Origin of the sequence: Photobacterium sp. 53610 (assembly GCF_036409375.1) — a bacterium.
Taxonomy (GTDB): Bacteria; Pseudomonadota; Gammaproteobacteria; order Enterobacterales; family Vibrionaceae; genus Photobacterium.
The window spans coordinates 572,045-586,837 of sequence record NZ_JAXOFS010000002.1 but is presented as its reverse complement, the minus strand read 5'-3'; the positions used below and the strand labels follow the sequence as shown (position 1 = coordinate 586,837).

Genomic DNA, 14,793 nt, shown 5'->3' with positions numbered 1-14,793 from the left:
TTTTATACAGTGAGATTGCAGCTACTGTCAGTGATATTCGGCAGACCAGTATAGAGAATGCTGTATCGATGTTGATTGTGGCTCAAAACATATATCCCAGCCAGTCAATATGGCCGGATGGCCATTCCAGACCGCTGACAGGCTGTATTAAGAGTTCATTCAGGGGCTCAAAACCGATCCCGTAGTTTTGATGTTCATGGAGTCTGAGCCAGCTGTGATGTGCGGTGACCTGCTGAAAGCCATGCCGGCAGTAAAAATGGGTGTGTTCAGACATCAGCATCAGGAAATCCACATCTCTGGTTTTTGCATACGCAGACAAGGTCGCTAACATGGATGAACCGATGCCTTGTCCACGGGCATGTTCACTGACGCAGAAGTCAATGACGCCCAGTATTTTCAAGACAGCATCGCCAACCCGGATGACACGATAATCCAGTCCCATGTGCCCGACGAGTTGTTCACCAGAATAAGTAAGCATCCGGGAATGTGGCAGTTGTTTGAAGTAGGAACGATTAACCTGATGATCCTGAAATGCGGCGTTTCTGAGCAATTGAATCGCTGTATGCGTATCAGGGGGGATGTCTATTTCTGCAATAATTTTCAACGAATTGTCCTATGTCTTATTTGACGTTGGGTTCAGTGAAGGGCAAAAGACTTTTGGTGTGATGCATGCTGAATGGAGAACCAAATCGTTTTATGATCATCAATTTGGCTCTCCTGAGTATTGAAAGACAGTAAATTTAATTATATGTCCGTACGATGAACGCTGAATCTTTGTAGTTTGTGGCGTTGCAATTGTAGTTATCGGCAGGATAAGCAATCATCACATTCTTCCCGGCCATTTGCGCGGAAAGCAGTGCGGAATATCTTTCTTTGGTGCCCACATCGGTCAGTACACCTAAACGTCGCCAGATACCACTCTGCTGATAAAGGACGATACTTCCTTCAATCTGAATATTTTGGATTGGAGCGGCCGGGCAGTCAGTTCTGGCTATCACACTCTGGCTGAATAACACACTAGTAAGCAGAGAAATTATGGGGATTATTTTCATGAATAAATCCTTCAAAAAATTGAATTATTGATTTTTCTTGGATGTTATGACTTTGGGAAAGCGAAAATACCTTTGATGGAGCATTTCCACCAGCCGGTATTTTCTGTTTGCTCAAACCTTAAGTTTCCCTGAAAGTTTTTGGTTGCCATCATCGTGAGGAGCAGAGAATACAACTCTTTATAGTTCGGATTTTGTTTGGATAGTCTTGCGCCTTTATCCTGATTGCATCCAGGCAGTGAGCCAGGCTGAAATTCGATGTATAAACCGTCGCCAGCATCATGATAAAACCCTGTCGGATATAGTGTTGCTATACGTGGCCCTGTTTCAATTTCGGCACTGGCGTTTACTGAAAAAAGAAATAGGAGTGATGCAAGAAGTGAGCGTTTCATTTTCGCCTCTGTGAATTAATGTGACTAAATGATAAAAATTTGGAGTGAATAACACTAAAAAATAACCGACATATTATGTGTCATCGTTTTTTATATGGCGAGAAAATTATATTTGTTTTTGATTATCACTCGTACGAACAATGTGCAAGTTAGTTTAATTTCAGTGCGCAACGAGTGCTGCAGAGTCAATGTAATCTCATTCAAGCCGTATCATCGCCAGTCTGTAAAAGTCCAGCGCACGGCGTTTTTGTTGTACGGTGGGTCGTTTGTCATTGCAGTAAACCCAGTAGCAGGATTTTAAAATTTCGGTGATTGCTTCGGGTTGTAACCAGGAAGGTGTTGCCAGTCCGGTGAGTTCCAGCAGCAAAAAGCAGAGCTCATGATGAAATGGCACAATGAAAAAAGCACGGTATGCTTTTTTGAGGGCTTTATTGGCCAGATTTTGCTGGCGGTATTGTTGTGCCTGCTTGACTAATGTACTCCCTAATTTCAGTCGCTGATAAATTTCATCTTTAAAACCATTCAGCAATTCAATCTGGCTGAGCATCAGTCCTTCATCTTCAGCCCGGCCACAAATTTGACGGGCTGTAGCCATGGACATCTCATACATATCGGGCATGCCGCAAAAACCGTACATACGGGCAAGATTCAGTGCGGTGTAAAAGTCATCAGTTTGTTCGTGCTCCGTTCCAATCTGATTCGCGATGCTGTAACAGTTCTGAATTTCCCCGCGTAAACAGGCCAGGATGGCCAGACCGACCAGTAAACTGGGGTGATTGGCCAGATTCTTGTCTTCTTTACTGGCTTTTTGATTCAGGCGAACTAACGCATTACGTGCATCATTCACCAGTTTTGAACGATGCTGCACATCCTTGGTATAGATACTGGCTAACAGCAAGGAAATGGATGTATTCACGTCTACGCCATAACTGTACAAACTGGTATCGCGGACTTTATCGGTAAAACGCTGATAGCCGGAAGCCGCATTTTCATGCTCCTGCTGAGTGGCATACAGGTTCGCAATGATCAGTTCACGAACCGGGTTGGCAGGGTTAATTTTGTGCAGCTGTAAAAAGTGCTGCAGTGCCTGAGGTAGTTCTTCTTTGCGGATCAGACAGTTGGCCAGGCACTGTTTGGCTTTGGGGTGATGGGGATGTTTCAGCAGGATGTCCTGAAATACTTCTTCTGCTTGTTTGAGTTCCCCTAATCCCTGAAGGGCGTTGCCAAAGCCTATCATGGGCCAGACATGCTGGGTTTCCTGACATGCCTTCTGATAAAAATCTTTGGCTTCTTGATGGCGCTGTAAACGTAACAGGCAATCGCCGTGAATCCGGCCGACATAGCCTTTGTATTTCGGATACTGATGCGTGAGGTCAGTCCCCAGTGTGATGGCCTTCGCATAGTGTTTTTGCTCAACGGCGGTCAGTAAAGGGTTCAAAGCCATTTTGCGTTCCAGAACATATTCGATCCGGGAAATGAAATCGTGAAAGCGAAATGGCTTAATCAGATAATCATCGGGTTCGAGTTCCAGAAAATGTGTGACCACTTCCTGAGTGTTATCTCCGGTTACACAGATAAAAACACTACTTGGCGGAAGCAGGTGGTTGTGTTTGATCTCGTCAAATATCAGGCCCCCGTCAATATGATGCTGCAAATTATAATCACACAGAACGACATCGTACCGGTTTATTCTCAGCATTCTGAGGGCTTTCAGACTGTCTGTGGTGGTGTGAATATTGGCGTTGGAGACGCCTGCATTGGTTAACATGGAGCGCATGAGTGCGATGGATATACTGCTGTCGTCAATTATTAAAAATGTGTGGTGGCATAACAACATACACTGCATCTTCCATGACCTTGAATACACACCAAAAAGAATAGCTCAGCATTGCATATATAACAGATAAAATTTTTCCTTTTCTGAAAGTGTTTCGTGAAACAAATTTGTAAAAAACGGAACACGGCTCACATTTTAAGTTAAACCGTTAAAACGACAGTCTGATGTGGCTGAATCACTGATAATCCAGTGAGAAAGCAATCGCACCTTGTTGATAAAATGGCCTTAAAAATCAACAGAGTGAGGATTAGGGATGCCAATAACGGTGAGTGCAGATGGCTTGAGCATTGTCCATCAAGGTTCGGATGGTGTTGCGAACGCCGATATTCCAGATGTGTGCAAGACGCAGTGTGGGCCGCCTGTGGTCCCGATTCCTTACTCAAATATGGCGAAGTCGGCCGATCTGGTCGATGGTACGAAAACCATCACCATGGATGGCGGTAACAGCATTGCCATCAAGCCCAGTAAGTTTTCAACCAGCACCGGTGACGAAGGCGGTGATAAAAAAGGGATTGTCTCCGGGGTGATTCAGGGCGAGGCGGCTTTTGTTACAGCGTCGGCAACGGTGAAATTCGAAGGCGAAGGTGTCACTCGTTTGTCCGATATGATGACCATGAACAAAGCCAACACCATGTGCTTAGCCGGGGTGTCACAGGCCAGTGTCGTGGTGCCGCCGGATGAAGCCTCAACGTTCGATGTCACGCTGAGTTGTCGTTATCCGACGGGCGCGCCATTGGCGAATGCGCCATTTACAGTCACAGATGAAGGCGGGGCTGAACTGGGAAGCGGTACTCTGAATGCCAGTGGCCAGGCGGTGGTGAGTGGTCTGGAAGAGACACTGTGTATCTTCAACATTCAGGAGTCGCAGGATCCTTACCAGCCGTATGAAGATTTGCCAGAAAACACCACAGAAAAGCCATACCCGGACATGTTCACTTACTTCTCAGCAGTGGCGGGTAACCGCGTGCCTTACTGGCAGGAACGCAGCGGGGTTCGAAATGACTGGGGCGTTCTGCTGTCTGAAACCTGTTCTGACCCGGACTTTGAATCTCTGGTCCGATTCGAAAGTCAGTTCAGTGCTGCTTACTTTGCCACGGAACACCAGCATAAAGTGTTTGCGGAATGCTTTGTTTCGGCCATGGACTGGATTCAGCGCGATCCCGATACGGTCGATCATTATGTGCCGCTGATACACAGCCTGGCTCCTTTGTGCCATCCGCAGGGTCATATCCTGGACGCCATGTTTGCACCCGATGATCTCCTGCCTGCGGCATTTTTGCTGGGCGGCGTGCGTTATCACGGCACCGGAAACAGTATTGAATATATCCGAAATATGGACTGGGACGCAGTCGCTCAGACATTTAATCAGTACATCGATACTTTTGTCAGTGGCATCAAAGAGTATCTGGCTTTCATGAAACTTCAGGCGGAATACGATCACCGGACTGTCATTGTTGATGGGATTGCCCGTTATGAAGAAGGTTTAAAAACCCTGAACCGACTGCTGCCGGATATCACCACGCAATACTTTTCATCTTTATGTGAGACGCTGATGCAGCTCACTGAAAATGCTGAAGAAAGTATTGTGACAAGTACTCAGGTTTCCGGTTACAGTTCCACGGTCGGCCAGGTGACCGCTGTGGTCTTCACTACAGCAACCACCGGACAGGAAAGCCTGCTTCCGTTCTTCGATGTGTATTCAGACTAAGGTAGTAAACACATGAAAACTGCATTCCCGATTTGCCAGGTCGACGGCAAACCATTCGAAGATCTGGCTGCGCTGAAAGTGCTGCTCAACGGACAGACCAGCGGCCGGTACATTATCAGTAAAGGCCGTGGCTGGCACGGTGGTCTTCACATCAACAATCGTATTGCCTTTTGGGCACAGCATTTTCAGCCGGTCCAGGCGATGGCCGACGGTGAGCTGGTGGCCTATCGTATGGCGGAGGAATATCCGACCACGCAATATATGGATACCACGTCCAGCTACAGCAATAATTTCTGTCTGCTGCGTCACAGCTTCCAGAATCCGGATAAAGAAGATGAGAAATACACCTTCTATTCTCTGTACATGCATCTGCAATCTCAGAAAGAGATTCAGGATTCGATCACGGCAGCGGAGAGTGTGAGTGAAATTCAATATATTCAGCTAACGCAAACGTGGTCTGTCCGGGGTAACCCGGCCACGGCAGATTTCGAACCGTCACAGCTCATGCCAATTGGTACAGTGATTCAATTACTGGATCCGACCCGAAGAGCAACGACAAAAAAGAAAGTTAGATCGACTGATTGGGATTTTCTGAAGTGTAAAATTGTTCAAGTGGGTCAGTTTAGTGAGAATGATATATCACAGGAAAACGTGCGTGTGAACAGCCAGTCGGCAGCAGATCGGAAGCTTGGTCAGGAAGTCTGGCTGGCTGTAAATAAATACACAGAAAACACGGCAGAAAATTATATACCTCAGATAGCTAATGTTCTGACCAAGAAGTTGCCCCCATGGCACACCAAGAACGGAGCGGAAGCGAGCTTGCCGATTATTGTTGATGGCACCGTTCAGATCCCGGAAATCCCGTTCAAGATTGCCGCAGAAGAGCATCTGGGCTATCTGGGAAAATATGAATATCTGAAAAATGCTCAGGGGAATATCGATCAGGAATATCGTGTTCATCTAGAAGTGTTTTCGAACGATCCACCCCCACCTTATTTCCTGAAGGCGTTGTCTGGTGGTCAGGAAGAGCATGGCTTTCAGGTGATTGATGGAAGTGACAGCAATGGTATCATGGAGCCATCAAATATCTTTTTTTGTGATGTTCGACGTGCGATAGGAATTGATACAGATGGTGACGGTAAGATTTCTGAAAATGAGTTGGTTGCTTTTTATCAGGCTGCAACAAACAAGTTGGAAAAAGTGATCGCCAAGCACCCGAGTGAGTGGCACTTTGAAGAGCAGGTGGAAGATTCTTGGGTTAACGACGTATTGGAAAAGGGGCGAGAGCTGTTTGAACAACATGTCATCCGTTACTTCCTGACCGAAGAAACTTTTCGTGAATCGCCATATCGTGACAAAATCATGTCACTGTATGATAAATTTACTGATCACGAGAAAGAGCGAATTGAGCAAACAGCATGGATTCAGAAGTTAGATGCCGAGAAGTTGCAGATTCAGCCGCAGGTGTGGCATTTTTGGCCGTTGGGTGTAACGTCATTGCTAGATGATGAAATGGATCTGAGATGGTTGACAGTATCAATGGGACAGATAACTTTTAATGCTGAAGGAAATGATAAAGATAATTCGATCCATTTTTCTAGAAAAATTCACTGGCCAGGAAATAATAATTCTGGAGTAACAATTGGAAGAGGTTATGACCTTGGCGAAAGGACAGAGCAAAACGTTATTAATGATCTAATGTCTGCTGGAATTTCAGAAGTTAAATCAAAAGAAATTGCAAAGGCTGCAGGAAAGAAAGGAACTGAAGCACGTGATTTTGTAAATCAGAATAAAAATAAAATTGGTGAGATTACAAGAAAACAGCAAAATAAACTGTTTAATTTTATTTACCCAGATTATGTGAGGAGAGGGGAAAATAATTATAATAAGTGGACCAGTAAATATAATGATAGAACTGATTGGAGTTCCTTAGATGATAAAATAAAAGATATTTTGGTTGACTTTGTTTATCAAGGCTTTACTAAAGGAGGCAGGCCAATGGAAAAAGGGATGAAAAATAATAAGCAAGAGTTAATCACATATATAGAAACTAACGTAACGATGAAGTCTTACGAAAATGGAAGACAACGTGCAAAATACTTAAGAGGTGAATGATGAGATATGTGTTTTTTTTATTCATTGTGATGAATTCATTTATGGCACTAGCAAATGATGAAGACGTGTGTATAGATTCTACTATGTCAGGTATGTATACATGTGCTGAAAAAAAGTTTCATGATTCTAAGTCAGTTTTTGATGAAAAATATAGTCAATTGATTAATTTGGTTAAAGAAAACGAAGAACACAAAGATAGTATTTCGAAGTCGAATGAGAGCTGGATGAAGCAAATTGAGGGTGATTGCAAAAATTACGCTTACTTCGTTGAAGAAGGGACAATTACATTTGATACTTGGGAAAAAGAGTGTTTGAGTGTGATGTATAAAGATAGAGTTAATCATATAGATGCCTTAATAGAAATGGCTCAGAGCTTTATGTGATTTTTACGCAGTCTACATAATATATGTTATATAGGCTGCTTAAAATAATCAATTTATACTTAATGGAATCCATTAGTAACAAATAGTGTTATTTAAAATGTCAAATCATAGGTGTTTATTGCATCTTAGGATCTAAAAATATCATCATTTAATTTTGATGGTTCATAAATAAATGTGGCTGGCTGTTATATGCTCAAGGATAATTTATATTTTTATTTTCAAATATTATTAATGGAAATTGTGAAGAGAGAAAATAGTTATAACCCAATTCACTTCTCCTTACTTGAACTCAATTTATAGGTACAACCTTAACTTGCGTATCACTTTGGTCGCTTAGATTTACTAAGTTGCGTTTAACGCTGATGTTTCAATGTGCGGCAGCATCTTTTCTGGCTGTATGTCAGCAGATAACCGTCTCAATTGATATCATTGCCAAGACAGGTATGTCCGGGATAGGTTACACTAAAAAAATAAAATCTGGAACTTGTGCTCCGCATTTACACTTTGAAGTCAGAACAAAGAAAATAGTCAGGAGAGGTGACATGGGCCGATGTAACCCAGCTCTGTTTGTAAATTTCAAAGATTATTCACAGCAATCTGAAACAGAGAGAACCATTCAAAAAAACGAAAGTAACAGACTGTTTAACTTGTTGAAAAAGTAAGGAATACCAATGAAAAAAATAATTTTTAATTTCATCTTATTTGCATCATTGCTCTCTCCCTGTGTCTACGCTGAAAAACGATTCAGTTTTGACTGCCAAATCGACTACACGCAAGACATTGTGAGTGAACAAGGTCAATATATCAGGCTTGCGCCTTATCAAACCAATTATGATTTTCAAGAGCTAGGTATTACGGTCGCACCTAAAGATCACCCAGAATATCCAGAAAACTATTTAATTATCAATGAACCTTTGATTAGAGATTATCATATCGAAGTTGAGGGTGATGATTTCATTCTGAAAAGTAATGATAAAATACTCATAAGTACGAGTCTTAAGAAGCCTTCAGAGGGTATTGTGATCAATGCAAGTATTCAAGAGTTCTCAGAATCTTACGTGCTTATTGACTTTTCATTTTATAACCCCAAGACAATGCTAAGAAAGCATGATTGGCAAATTATTTTTGCTGATGTCGAGAATGGAATTAACAATGATAACATCACGAGGTATATGAATTTTGAACATTCATATGGTGGTTATGAATGTCTGAATGACCTGGAAGAAACAAATTTCGAAGCCTATCAGAAGTATTGGGGTACACTACTAGAAGCAATTCTTCAAAAGAAAGTTGAAATAACCTCAGATACTTCTTATTAACATTTCCGTATGGCCAAACGAATGAGTCCAGTGATAATACGAATATTATCATCAGAAGAGAAGCCGCTAGAATTCAATCGATAAGCGGCCGAAGGCCGATGAATGATAAACAAATTCAGGTTTAAGGTATAAAGTCATGAAAAATAAATTTATTCTAATTTTGTTATCCATTGGATTTTCTGTTGAGGCTTACGCAGATGATATCAATCAATATCGTTATTACCAAATATGGCAAGGGCGACCAAGCGGTGCAGACAAAGGGAGTGTATATATTAGAAAAGATGATCCCTGTATCACGGTTTATAACAAAAATAAGGATAGTCGAAAACGATATTGTCAAATGGGGTCTAGTCAGCTGAATTTAGAAAAAGAATATCCAACGATCTACCCAACAATGATGCGTTTCGATGGTGCTAACCTATATTTTCTTGTTGCAGCGCCTTGGGCTGAACAAAAATGTAAGATTCATCTGGGGCGGGAAGATATTCAATGTGAGTCAACGGGGAAATAATAAACATGAACAAAGGTGGAATCATATTACTCTTCTCAACCTTCATTTGTATTGAAGTATCCGCTGGTGACCCCTCGGCCGAAATGAGAGTATCAACTCTATGTCATGATAGTGAATCCATAAGTTTTAATTGCAAAATATCTGATAAATATGCTTCACTCTGCAAACAATCTTTTCACGGGAAAGAAATTTTTCAGTACCGATACGGAACTCAAGATAAAGTTGAAATGGCTTATCCTAAAAGTACAGAGGGTTCAAGAGAACAGTTTAAAAGTGTGTACCTGAATGAAGGCTCTGCAAATGTGAATGCCGTTTACTTTGTGAATGGGATATATCGGTATAACATGTCTATCCCAATTGCTTAGTTGTTGAAAAAAAGATTGATCAGAAGAAAGGTTTTGAAAAGAGCAATATCAAAATTGTATTTAATCACCAATGTGATTCAACAGAAGACGTTACAATTTATACCTTAGCGGATAGTGGATTAGAAGAAGTCTTTAGACTTGAATATAAATATGGTAATGATTATAGGAGAAAATATCCACAGTTTAAAGATAGTCATTATGAAAGAATATATCTAGACGAAATGAAAATGAGGAAAAGAATAAATTTGTCTCATGAGGATTCTGGTGAAATAACACATGAGTGATATTGTGTTATTTGTGTATCTCAAAATGGGATTTGAATGGAAGAATAAATTGCCCCTTTACATATTGGATTGATTTTTATTTGGAATTTGGCCTTGTGTTTTTATATCACAAACACAATCTAAAAAAATTATTCCAATTAAACACACAGCCTTTCTCTGAATATAGTCCTACTTTTAGGTAAACCAACTCATTTTTCTTTACAACCTTAACTTGTGTATCACTTTGGTCGCTTAGGTTTACTAAGTTGCGCCTGACGCTGATGTATCAATTTGCGGCAGAATCTTTCCTGGCTGAATGTCAGCAGGTAAACCGGTTCGATTGAACAGAACGACAGAGTACGGTGATATGAAAACACAATCTGCTGGCATTTATTTCTTGATGCCATTGCTGTTCATGCTCATGACCCTTTGCGGTTCTTTCATGGTACAGGCGCAAAAGCCAGACTGGCAAGACAGTATTCACGGCAGTTACCTTCACGATTACAAGAAATATGAGGCCAAAGATAAAGCACTGAATTTGCTTTATCGGGACCTGAAGGCGCAATTGAGTGAAGACGAATACAGTCAGCTGAGGGATGTGCAGCGGTCCTGGGGTCGCTACAAAGAAAATGTTTGTGATCACCTTCCTTATTTTGGTGATGATCTGGAAGTTCCTGAGTTAGATCCATCCGCAAAATGGATGATCTATCGATGCAAAGCAGAAGTGACGGAAGCGAGGCTGTTAGAGTTGCAGTATCTTGCATCCAAGGACACAGAACTCGCTTACGATGTACTTGTACAAACTCAAAGCTATTCCCGGAACAGAAGCTGATCAGAACATATTGTGGAAATCTTATTCAGATAAAAACTGCCGTTTTATGTAGTCTTATCTGAATGAGGACATGGATGAATGTATGAAAAAACAAAGGTTCTATGACGTAGAGCTCAATCTGTAAAACTGATTTTTTATTGTATACAGAGGGACAATAAACATGAAAATGCTTGCTTTCAGTCTCGCCTTAACGAGTGCTGCTCCGGCATTGAGTATTGAGGTTTCAGACTTAAATGACATTTATCAAAATCTGGATGTGACGTCATTCAGAAGTTCGCTCATGCCAAAACAGACCGCGCAAGAAAGGAAATTGCCTGATTTCGATTATGTACCAAAACCTGAATTTTCTGGCAGTAGTATTACTATGGAAGATGAGCAATGGGTTTATCGTTTTGATGTGATCAAGAAAAACAAACAAGGTTATTTTGTTTGTTTTACTGATGGTTCGAAAATTGGCACTTACTCAAAACAAAAATCTATGCTGTTAAGAAAGTATGGCTCGGATCTGGTTGCGATTGATTTTGAAATTGAAGCATGCAATTAATTGAGTTGATATCAGAATGATGAAAAAACTGATTTTTTCTATTTTTACTCTGTGGTCTTTGTTCATCGCGACTGAAACTTATGCCTCGGAAAAACAACAATGTTCAGAAGCATCAAAAAGCATTTTAACGCGTGATCTTTCCAAGCAAGGTATTGAAAGTAATGAGTTTGATGCAATTGCCTGTAAAGTGTTACCCAATAACCATCAGAAAATTCTGGCTTCCTATCTGAAGAATCTCACTCATTATAATGGTGGCGATCGGTTTTTATGGCGTGTCGTATTGATTGATCAATTAACCGGGAAAGTTGTCTCCAGTTATAGTGATGAGGTTCAAGAAGATGGTGGTATTCGAGTTAATGAATATAGTATCAAACTGGATACAGCACGATATAACCTGAATGATAAGACACGTGCAGTTGGCGTAAGGCTGATGATTGGGACTTCACCAAGATGTGCTGATTTTTTTATGTCTGATTATCTTTCGTTGTTTGTAGAAAAATATTCAGATTTAGTGCCTGTGATACTGAACCTCCCCACGAATATCTGGGAAAGTCTTCAAGGTGAACACTGCGAAATCAACAATGATACGCTCATTTCAAAACAGAGTAACGTATTTATTTCAATGCTAAAACATCAAACGAATGATTATAATGACATTCGAATTACAACCAAGGTAAAAAAGGAGACTCTTGATCAAATGAAAGATGAGAGCGTAGTACAAGTGAAAAACCTGTATAAAACGGTCCGCTTTGATGGCAAAACCTATGAATTGAATCCTTGATACCATTGAAAAATGAAACTTGAAGGCATGAATGATAATCAATAGTGTAGGTTTGAAATGAATGATAAGTTTTTCGTCAATATGGTTGTCGAAACAAAAACATTCTTTTCTCTAATTCGAGTTTTTTAAATGAGAATTAAATATTTCATGATTTTGGCGTTTGCAATATTTTCGGCAATGACGCATGCAGCCGTAGAGATTCGAGAGGACGGTTTTTTCATTGACGGAAAACTCGTGAATGAAAATATCCGGAAAACGATGACTGCGATGTTTTATATCCTGAGTCAGGAAGAATCAGGTCCGATTATTTTAGAGCGGGATGTCATGTTGAGCAGCTCCCGCGAAAGCTGCATTTATCAAATTGTGCCAGGTAAAGCGCAGTACCTGATGGATGTGATCATTTGCACAGATTCAAGCTGGAGTATCAACGATCAACGGTTTAATTCTTATATGTATGCATATCAATTTACTGATTTCCCGATTGAGTCTTTTGATGATCTGATGCATCGCAGATATGAATCACCCCATCAGGAACAATCTGGTTATTCTCAGTTTCAGAAAGTTCCTGTGCTTTCTGAACAGGGACTGATCCTTTCTTACTTAGAACGATGTGTATTACCTTCAAAAAGTTACTCAGAAGGGCTGATGTCATTTGAAATGGAGGAATTAAAATGTGATGACCCTGCATTTCAATTCAATCAAAATAAGAGCGGACGATAGAAAGTGAAATGCTTATACGCACAAAATGATGCGTATTTGACTTCAATTGAGACCAAAGTGTTTTTAGTTCAATGACGAGTTAGCTTATGCATTGAATAAAATATTTCTTGGTAGTCAATTTGCTCTGCGCATCTGTGGTTCACGCGGGCGACTTACCGGATTATCTGCAAAATGCCCCTTGTGAGGCATTCAGCAATTTTAAAATCTTCACCAATCAGAAGGGCAAGCGTATTGTCGAAGTGTTGTCGAATCAGATCTATATCTAAGCCCGCATGACTACAGATGAAAGCAATGCCGATGACAGCAATATCCTGGTTTATCTGATTCAGCCGGATGATTTGGGACCGGGTGGTATGCAATTGCATTGGGATGACTTTTCAACAGAACATCCGGTGATGGCACTTGAGAAGCGGAATGAATCACAGTATGCGGTGACCTGGTATGGCTTTTGGACTGTGTCCCGGAATGGCTATATGCATCAGGAACTGAATGGTTTGGATGACGCTTATGCCAGCTAGGAAACTGGTCGCCATGACTTGTATCGGTGTGAGTTTTGAGAGGCGTCGTGGGTGTTCACCAGATCATGAGAATGTTGAGCTTTGTGCTGATGTTTGTATCCGGCAGTGTAATGGCATTTGAAATCAGTCTGCAAAGTTCTAAAGAGGGCTTTGAGCCTTACTGTGCCATTCAGGTGAAGCATCATGATCAACGGATCCTTGAACAGTGGTGGGGACATGGCTGCGGCAGTAAGACGTCAGATTTTGTATACCGCGACAGTGAATCGCTGCTCAAAGTTATTGTAACGAGCGATCGGGGAAATCAGGGCATCGTGTATTACATTGATACATCAGGAGCGATAAAGGTTGTTGCTGAAGCATCGTTTCAGAAATTACATGTCCCGCCTTTCACTGAAGTGACGGAAACCAAAGTCAGAAAGCCGTTTGAGATGGATAGGACAAAGATCCGATCCTCCGCCGATATTGTCTTGCTCTCTGAGATATTTGGGTTGCCCCTGAGCCTGAATCAATTCTCACCGTCACAACTTTACGATGAAGCTGGTTATTCACTTATCGACCGGATTGGTCATAAATTTTACACCGGATGTTCAGCCTCAGAGTGTTATTTTTATATTTGCGATATTGGTCGTCAGCGTGTTGCCAGTGTGTGCTTTGACAACAATGCGACACAGCTGACCTATAACTTTGCGAAATCGGGACAACGTGAACTCAGCCTGAAGCAGACTTATCCGGTTCAATCGGAGGCTGAGCTTTCATTTCAGCGGGGCAATTATGAATATGCTCTGGATACCCAAACGCATCAGTTGCGGGTGAAGCATCACCGGCAAACTCTTTTTGAAGCCCAATGCAGGTAAGTGTGGATGAGTCAGATGAAATACAGAATTGCTGCTTTTCTCTCAATGATGATTTTCTCAACATTGATCGATGCGAAAGTAAAAGTCAGTACAGAAACTCTGGTCGAAGAAGTCAATATTTATCATGAATACATGGACATTGTGTTCGTGAACGATGATGTGCAAACGATACAGGCAACTCATGATGTTGAATACCTGGATTACAGCTACCGATTCGTCGATATCAATTTTGACGGCTATCAGGATTTGGTGATTGATGATGATCCTGGCGCGAATCAGATGTCTGAAATCTTTTTATATCATCCGGCAGAACAGTTGTTTTCGGAAGCGGCAGACTGGGAAATCAATGGCATGGTCGTGAATGCCAAACGCCAGCTGGTTTGTGGGTTTTACAAAACTGATGAGACACATCAAGAAGTGCAAGTGCTCGAAAAGGGCGCTTGGGTTGAACATGTTACCTATGACTACACCAAAAATCAGGGGAAATCTGAGCTGACGCAAAAAATGATGAATCGGAAGTCTTATGAAGCGCTCAAAAAACGATGTATGCATTGAAATGAGTAATACTCAATGAATGGATGAGCAACCTCTTAAGTATTGGT

At 41.4% G+C, this 14,793-nt stretch carries 17 protein-coding genes; 13 read left to right on the top strand and 4 right to left on the bottom strand.

Annotated elements, in window-relative coordinates:
• Positions 1-82: 82 nt before the first annotated feature.
• From SPK40_RS09220 to SPK40_RS09205, 4 genes are all read right to left on the bottom strand, one after another.
• Positions 83-604 carry a GNAT family N-acetyltransferase gene (locus SPK40_RS09220; RefSeq protein ID WP_330960252.1) on the bottom strand — a complete coding sequence of 174 codons (522 nt, stop codon included), beginning with the start codon at positions 602-604 and terminating at the stop codon, positions 83-85.
• A gap of 136 nt (positions 605-740) precedes the next feature.
• Positions 741-1,052: a hypothetical protein gene (locus SPK40_RS09215; protein WP_330960251.1), complete on the bottom strand. Its 312-nt coding sequence runs from the start codon at positions 1,050-1,052 to the stop codon at positions 741-743.
• A 44-nt stretch (positions 1,053-1,096) separates the two neighbouring features.
• Complete coding sequence (locus SPK40_RS09210) at positions 1,097-1,441, bottom strand: hypothetical protein (RefSeq protein ID WP_248142034.1); 345 nt, start codon at positions 1,439-1,441, stop codon at positions 1,097-1,099.
• 196 nt (positions 1,442-1,637) lie between these two features.
• Complete coding sequence (locus SPK40_RS09205) at positions 1,638-3,278, bottom strand: response regulator (protein WP_330960372.1); 1,641 nt, start codon at positions 3,276-3,278, stop codon at positions 1,638-1,640.
• A gap of 253 nt (positions 3,279-3,531) precedes the next feature.
• Here SPK40_RS09205 and SPK40_RS09200 point away from each other — a divergent pair, with 253 nt between their 5' ends.
• The 13 genes from SPK40_RS09200 (at position 3,532) to SPK40_RS09140 (ending at position 14,746) form a co-directional block, all read left to right on the top strand.
• The gene (locus SPK40_RS09200) at positions 3,532-4,986 is read left to right on the top strand and encodes a DUF4150 domain-containing protein (protein WP_330960250.1); all 1,455 of its coding nucleotides are present in this window, start codon (positions 3,532-3,534) and stop codon (positions 4,984-4,986) included.
• A 12-nt stretch (positions 4,987-4,998) separates the two neighbouring features.
• Positions 4,999-7,101, top strand: a complete 2,103-nt coding sequence (locus SPK40_RS09195) for a pesticin C-terminus-like muramidase (protein WP_330960249.1) — start codon at positions 4,999-5,001, stop codon at positions 7,099-7,101.
• A 41-nt stretch (positions 7,102-7,142) separates the two neighbouring features.
• Positions 7,143-7,484 (top strand): lysozyme inhibitor LprI family protein, encoded by a 342-nt coding sequence (locus tag SPK40_RS09190; protein WP_330960248.1) that lies wholly within the window; start codon positions 7,143-7,145, stop codon positions 7,482-7,484.
• 671 nt (positions 7,485-8,155) lie between these two features.
• Positions 8,156-8,803, top strand: coding sequence for a hypothetical protein (locus tag SPK40_RS09185; RefSeq protein ID WP_330960247.1), 648 nt, complete (start codon positions 8,156-8,158; stop codon positions 8,801-8,803).
• Between the two features lie 136 nt (positions 8,804-8,939).
• Positions 8,940-9,314, top strand: a complete 375-nt coding sequence (locus SPK40_RS09180) for a hypothetical protein (protein ID WP_330960246.1) — start codon at positions 8,940-8,942, stop codon at positions 9,312-9,314.
• A gap of 995 nt (positions 9,315-10,309) precedes the next feature.
• Complete coding sequence (locus tag SPK40_RS09175) at positions 10,310-10,774, top strand: lysozyme inhibitor LprI family protein (RefSeq protein ID WP_330960245.1); 465 nt, start codon at positions 10,310-10,312, stop codon at positions 10,772-10,774.
• A gap of 160 nt (positions 10,775-10,934) precedes the next feature.
• Complete coding sequence (locus tag SPK40_RS09170) at positions 10,935-11,318, top strand: hypothetical protein (protein WP_330960244.1); 384 nt, start codon at positions 10,935-10,937, stop codon at positions 11,316-11,318.
• Between the two features lie 16 nt (positions 11,319-11,334).
• Positions 11,335-12,099: a hypothetical protein gene (locus SPK40_RS09165; RefSeq protein ID WP_330960243.1), complete on the top strand. Its 765-nt coding sequence runs from the start codon at positions 11,335-11,337 to the stop codon at positions 12,097-12,099.
• 129 nt (positions 12,100-12,228) lie between these two features.
• Complete coding sequence (locus SPK40_RS09160) at positions 12,229-12,819, top strand: hypothetical protein (RefSeq protein WP_330960242.1); 591 nt, start codon at positions 12,229-12,231, stop codon at positions 12,817-12,819.
• A 107-nt stretch (positions 12,820-12,926) separates the two neighbouring features.
• Positions 12,927-13,085 (top strand): hypothetical protein, encoded by a 159-nt coding sequence (locus tag SPK40_RS09155; RefSeq protein ID WP_330960241.1) that lies wholly within the window; start codon positions 12,927-12,929, stop codon positions 13,083-13,085.
• A gap of 6 nt (positions 13,086-13,091) precedes the next feature.
• Positions 13,092-13,337 (top strand): hypothetical protein, encoded by a 246-nt coding sequence (locus SPK40_RS09150; RefSeq protein ID WP_330960240.1) that lies wholly within the window; start codon positions 13,092-13,094, stop codon positions 13,335-13,337.
• Positions 13,338-13,408: 71 nt separating this feature from the next.
• A complete protein-coding gene (locus SPK40_RS09145; protein ID WP_330960239.1) occupies positions 13,409-14,191 on the top strand; it encodes a hypothetical protein in 783 nt (260 codons plus the stop codon).
• A gap of 15 nt (positions 14,192-14,206) precedes the next feature.
• Positions 14,207-14,746 (top strand): XAC2610-related protein, encoded by a 540-nt coding sequence (locus tag SPK40_RS09140; RefSeq protein WP_330960238.1) that lies wholly within the window; start codon positions 14,207-14,209, stop codon positions 14,744-14,746.
• Positions 14,747-14,793: the final 47 nt, after the last annotated feature.

Bases quoted from the DNA above. Each gene is read 5' to 3' on its own strand.
- SPK40_RS09170 (WP_330960244.1), top strand. From the start codon at position 10,935: ATGAAAATGCTTGCTTTCAGTCTCGCCTTAACGAGTGCTGCTCCGGCA.
- SPK40_RS09140 (WP_330960238.1), top strand. From the start codon at position 14,207: ATGAAATACAGAATTGCTGCTTTTCTCTCAATGATGATTTTCTCAACA.
- SPK40_RS09185 (WP_330960247.1), top strand. From the start codon at position 8,156: ATGAAAAAAATAATTTTTAATTTCATCTTATTTGCATCATTGCTCTCT.
- SPK40_RS09195 (WP_330960249.1), top strand. From the start codon at position 4,999: ATGAAAACTGCATTCCCGATTTGCCAGGTCGACGGCAAACCATTCGAA.
- SPK40_RS09200 (WP_330960250.1), top strand. From the start codon at position 3,532: ATGCCAATAACGGTGAGTGCAGATGGCTTGAGCATTGTCCATCAAGGT.
- SPK40_RS09165 (WP_330960243.1), top strand. From the start codon at position 11,335: ATGATGAAAAAACTGATTTTTTCTATTTTTACTCTGTGGTCTTTGTTC.
- SPK40_RS09215 (WP_330960251.1), bottom strand. From the start codon at position 1,052: ATGAAAATAATCCCCATAATTTCTCTGCTTACTAGTGTGTTATTCAGC.
- SPK40_RS09205 (WP_330960372.1), bottom strand. From the start codon at position 3,278: ATGTTGTTATGCCACCACACATTTTTAATAATTGACGACAGCAGTATA.
- SPK40_RS09190 (WP_330960248.1), top strand. From the start codon at position 7,143: ATGGCACTAGCAAATGATGAAGACGTGTGTATAGATTCTACTATGTCA.
- SPK40_RS09150 (WP_330960240.1), top strand. From the start codon at position 13,092: ATGACTACAGATGAAAGCAATGCCGATGACAGCAATATCCTGGTTTAT.
- SPK40_RS09180 (WP_330960246.1), top strand. From the start codon at position 8,940: ATGAAAAATAAATTTATTCTAATTTTGTTATCCATTGGATTTTCTGTT.
- SPK40_RS09210 (WP_248142034.1), bottom strand. From the start codon at position 1,441: ATGAAACGCTCACTTCTTGCATCACTCCTATTTCTTTTTTCAGTAAAC.
- SPK40_RS09175 (WP_330960245.1), top strand. From the start codon at position 10,310: ATGAAAACACAATCTGCTGGCATTTATTTCTTGATGCCATTGCTGTTC.
- SPK40_RS09145 (WP_330960239.1), top strand. From the start codon at position 13,409: ATGTTGAGCTTTGTGCTGATGTTTGTATCCGGCAGTGTAATGGCATTT.
- SPK40_RS09160 (WP_330960242.1), top strand. From the start codon at position 12,229: ATGAGAATTAAATATTTCATGATTTTGGCGTTTGCAATATTTTCGGCA.